At 62.1% G+C, this 3,764-nt stretch carries 3 protein-coding genes; all 3 read left to right on the top strand.

The features are described 5' to 3' along the window. The first annotated feature begins 123 nt into the window (after nucleotides 1-123). The 3 genes from ABIE58_RS20055 to ABIE58_RS20065 are packed head-to-tail and all read left to right on the top strand — an operon-like array spanning nucleotide 124 to nucleotide 3,751. Nucleotides 124-1,770, top strand: a complete 1,647-nt coding sequence (locus tag ABIE58_RS20055) for a TnsB C-terminal domain-containing protein (RefSeq protein WP_354546381.1) — start codon at nucleotides 124-126, stop codon at nucleotides 1,768-1,770. Further along, nucleotides 1,761-2,699, top strand: coding sequence for a TniB family NTP-binding protein (locus tag ABIE58_RS20060; RefSeq protein ID WP_354546382.1), 939 nt, complete (start codon nucleotides 1,761-1,763; stop codon nucleotides 2,697-2,699). Before ABIE58_RS20055 ends, ABIE58_RS20060 begins: the two co-directional genes overlap by 10 nt. A 38-nt stretch (nucleotides 2,700-2,737) precedes the next feature. Then, nucleotides 2,738-3,751: a TniQ family protein gene (locus tag ABIE58_RS20065; protein WP_354546383.1), complete on the top strand. Its 1,014-nt coding sequence runs from the start codon at nucleotides 2,738-2,740 to the stop codon at nucleotides 3,749-3,751. Nucleotides 3,752-3,764 lie beyond the last annotated feature (13 nt).

Raw genomic sequence — 3,764 nt, forward strand, 5'->3', positions numbered from 1 at the left:
CATGTCGTTCTTGTTCCATTGGTGGACACTAACGTATTGATATCATTATGTTCATGTTCTTGTTTCATTCCCGGATTATAGTTTCATTATCGGACATAAGACACTTATTTTCCGGGTTTGGCCATGGTCGATCGATCAGACATCAACGCCGTCGACGATGCAGCATGGGAACAGGCGGTCGCGCGAGAAGCTGTGATCCGCCGCCTTGCAAGCAAGGCTTCACCGGACCGCGCCGAATTTCTCAAGGCCTGCCGCGATCTTGGTCTCAAGCGCTCCCGCTTGTACGAGTTGATCGCAGCGTACAAGGCGCGCCCGGTCGCCAGTTCTTTGTTGGCGGCTCAAGTCGGAACACCGACGGGCAGCCGTCGGCTGCCTGACGAGATTGAAACGGTGATTTCGGGGGCGATCGAGGATTTCTACAAATCCCTCCAGAAGCCGAGCGTCAACGCCCTGCAAAAGGAGGTGCGCAGACGGTGCAGTCAGAGGGGTCTGCGTCCCCCGTGCTGGACCACGCTGCGGGACCGTGTGGCGGCGATAGATCCGGCGGAGCTCGCCGCTGCGCGTGAGGGCGCTAAGGCCTCTCGCCAGCGCCATCACCCGGTGCCAGGCAGCTATCAGGTCGAACGGGCCTATGAAGTGGTTCAGATCGACCACACGCTGGTGGATGTCATTGTCGTGGACCGGGTTCATCGAGAACCTTTGCAGCGGCCCTGGCTGACGCTCGCCATCGACGTTGCCAGCCGCATGGTTGCGGGATTCTATCTGACGTTGGAGCCGCCGTCGGCCTTGTCGGTGGCACTGGCCATTCAGCACCTGGTGCAGCCCAAACTCGACTGGCTGGAGAGCCTGGGGATCGACGCGGACTGGCCCGCGGAGGGATTGCCGGAGACCATTCACGTCGACAATGCCAGGGAATTCCGTTCGAAGGCGATGAAGCGGGGCGCCGAGGAGCACGGGATTTCGCTGCAGTACCGACCGATTGGGGCGCCGCACTACGGCGGTCACATCGAGCGTCTGATCGGCACGATGATGGGGGCGGTCCACCTGCTGCCGGGATCGACCTTCAGCAGCATCAAGGACCGTGGCGACTACGATTCCGTGGTAAAGTCGACGATGACGCTCGACGAACTGGAGCACTGGTTGGCGCTGGAAATCACCCGTTATCATGCTGAACGGCACCGTGCACTCGGGATTCCGCCAATCGCGGCCTGGCACGAGGCCTATGGGCGGCGCGAGGCACCATTGCGCCGGCCTTACGATCCGGAGGGGTTCCAGATCGACTTCCTGCCGAGCACGGAACGCATGGTGCGCCGCGATGGCATCCATCTCTTCGGCCTGCGGTATTGGGACGATGTCCTGAGCCTCTGGGCAGGTCGGCAGGGCCGGCAATTGCGGGTGTCCTACGATCCTCGTGACCTCTCTACGATCTTTGTCCGTAGCCCTGAGGGTCAGCGCTACCCTGTTCGATTTGCGGATCTGCGCCATCCGTCGATCACCCTTGCGGAACATCGCCGTGCGCAGACGATTTTGCGCGAGCGCGGGCGAGCGCTCGAGGATGAAGCCCTCATATTCGCGGTGATCGAGGAACAGCGCGCCCTGGTAGACGCGGCCAGCAGTAGGACACGGGAGGCCAGGCGGTTTTCCGAGAGACGGGACCGAGCGCTTGATGGGGTAGGGGCCTACGAGGCCGATGATGCCGATCCGAGACCAGAGGAAAACGAAAATGTGCTCAGGGACCACCCGGGTTTCTATGTTGAGGAATGGTCGTGACCGAGGACAGCGCATTTGCACATCTCGATCCGGCGTACCGCCAGTTCGCGGCACTTCCGGACGATGAGCGCATCGCCTGGATCCGGGCCGACCGCTGGATTGGATTCGAGCAGTCCGGGGCAGCCCTGGCACGTCTGGAGAATCTGCTGACCTATCCGCCGCGTGACCGGATGCCGTGCTTGTTGATCTATGGCGAAACTGGCATGGGAAAGACCAAGATCGTGCGCAAGTTCGAACGTGATCACCCGCCGAAGTTCAGCCAGGTGACCGGCGTTGACCACCGCCCGGTGGTTGTCGCGCAGGTGCCTTCTGAGCCCATCGAGCGCGATCTCTACCGCGAACTCATGGCCAGCATGGGTGCGCCGGCCATGGTGGGCGGCACGCTCGCCCGCGAGAAGGATATCTGCCGGTCGTTGCTGCGGACCGTAGGGGCTAAGATGATCATTCTCGATGAGGTGAACGGCATGCTGGCCGGCACCTTCCGTCAACAGCGCATCTTTCTCAATGCGATCCGGTTTCTGGCCAATGACCTGCGGATTCCACTGGTTTGTGCCGGCACGGATCTGGCCCGGCAGGCCCTGCTGACCGATGCACAACTGGCCGAGCGCTTCGAGGCGTTCCATCTCAAGCCCTGGCAGAACGATGCCGCCTTCGCCGGGCTCCTGAAAAGCTTCGAACGCATCCTGCCCTTGCGCGAGGCATCCGATCTGATCAGCGGGGAGGCCAGAGAGCGGATTCACAAGCTGACCTCGGGCGTGACGGCGCGTATCTTCCGCCTGATCGAAACGGCGGCGGAAGATGCGGTCCGGTCGGGGAAGGAGCGCCTCGACGCGGATAGTTTTGGCGACAATTTGGTGCTGCCGCTGGTCTCGATGACCCAGACCTCTCGGCGGCGGGGCAAGCCCGTGCAACAACGGGTCGGGGCATGATGGTGTCGGCCCGACTGCCCGTCGCGCCGCGTCCGTTCATGGACGAACTGCTCTCGTCCTGGATGGCGCGGGTCGCCGCGCGCTACGGGTCGGAGCCGCGAGAGCTGATGGTGTACCTGGCGGGGCAGGGGGGTAGAGACGCAGGCGCGCGGCAGGTTGACGATGTGGCGCCGGATATGGAGTTGCTCAGGCTTTGGGCTCAGGCTTGCAGGATCGATCCGGAACGGCTTCGGCGCAGGTCACTGGCTTCCCGATATCCTGATCGGCCGGAGGGCTGGTTGCTGACCGAGATTGTGCCGGTTTGTCTTGCCTGTTTCGATGCTGATGTTGCTGCCTGTCGCGATGCCTATCTGCGGGGGCATTGGCGTTTGGCGGAACAGGTGGTTTGCCCGGCGCACCGGACAATGTTCCTGGACCTCTGTCCCACTTGTCGCGGCCGGCTGCGGCTTTCCTTTCGCATGCTGAACGGCATGCTGCGCCCCTTCTGTCGCAAGTGCGACGCCGTTCTGACCAGCAGGGGAGGGGAGGAGGGTTCATCGAAGAGGGATTTCGCCATTGGTGTCCTCGAGTTCCAACGTCAGATCAGTAGGATCATCAGACGTGACCCAAGCCGCCTTGTTCGCCTCGAGCAAGCAATTCGTACTCTGTGGGCACCGCTCGATCGCGACGGCGCGGCTAGACCGGTCCTTGCACTCTGGTTCGAGCAATCGGGATGGAATTGCCCTTATGAGGCTCGCGCTGCCGTGGGTGGCTCTGCGCCACTCCAGCATCTCTCGGTGCGCTGGCGGGCTCTGACGCTGGTGATCTTGCATGATCTTTTCGGGGCAGAACTCGTGCCTGGCGCGGTCCTGCCGGAGGCTGCCCTCGTCCTGTTTCGGCGTGCGGCCCCTATGCCGTGGCTGGCGCAAAGTCGAGATGCGCGGAACCGCAAAGGAAAGCGCACGATTGAAGCCAGCGCAGAACGAGTCCACAGATTGAGCAAGAGGCCGGTCCACCGATTAAATGGAAATTTCCTCGACGAGAGAGGCGATTTCGGCCGAATCCACCCATGAAACTAAAACGACA

The organism is Roseovarius sp. MBR-78, assembly GCF_040547535.1.
GTDB lineage: Bacteria > Pseudomonadota > Alphaproteobacteria > Rhodobacterales > Rhodobacteraceae > Roseovarius.

What these genes read in the sequence shown, in the direction of transcription:
- ABIE58_RS20055 (WP_354546381.1), top strand. Translation starts at nt 124, where the DNA reads ATGGTCGATCGATCAGACATCAACGCCGTCGACGATGCAGCATGGGAA.
- ABIE58_RS20060 (WP_354546382.1), top strand. Translation starts at nt 1,761, where the DNA reads ATGGTCGTGACCGAGGACAGCGCATTTGCACATCTCGATCCGGCGTAC.
- ABIE58_RS20065 (WP_354546383.1), top strand. Translation starts at nt 2,738, where the DNA reads ATGGACGAACTGCTCTCGTCCTGGATGGCGCGGGTCGCCGCGCGCTAC.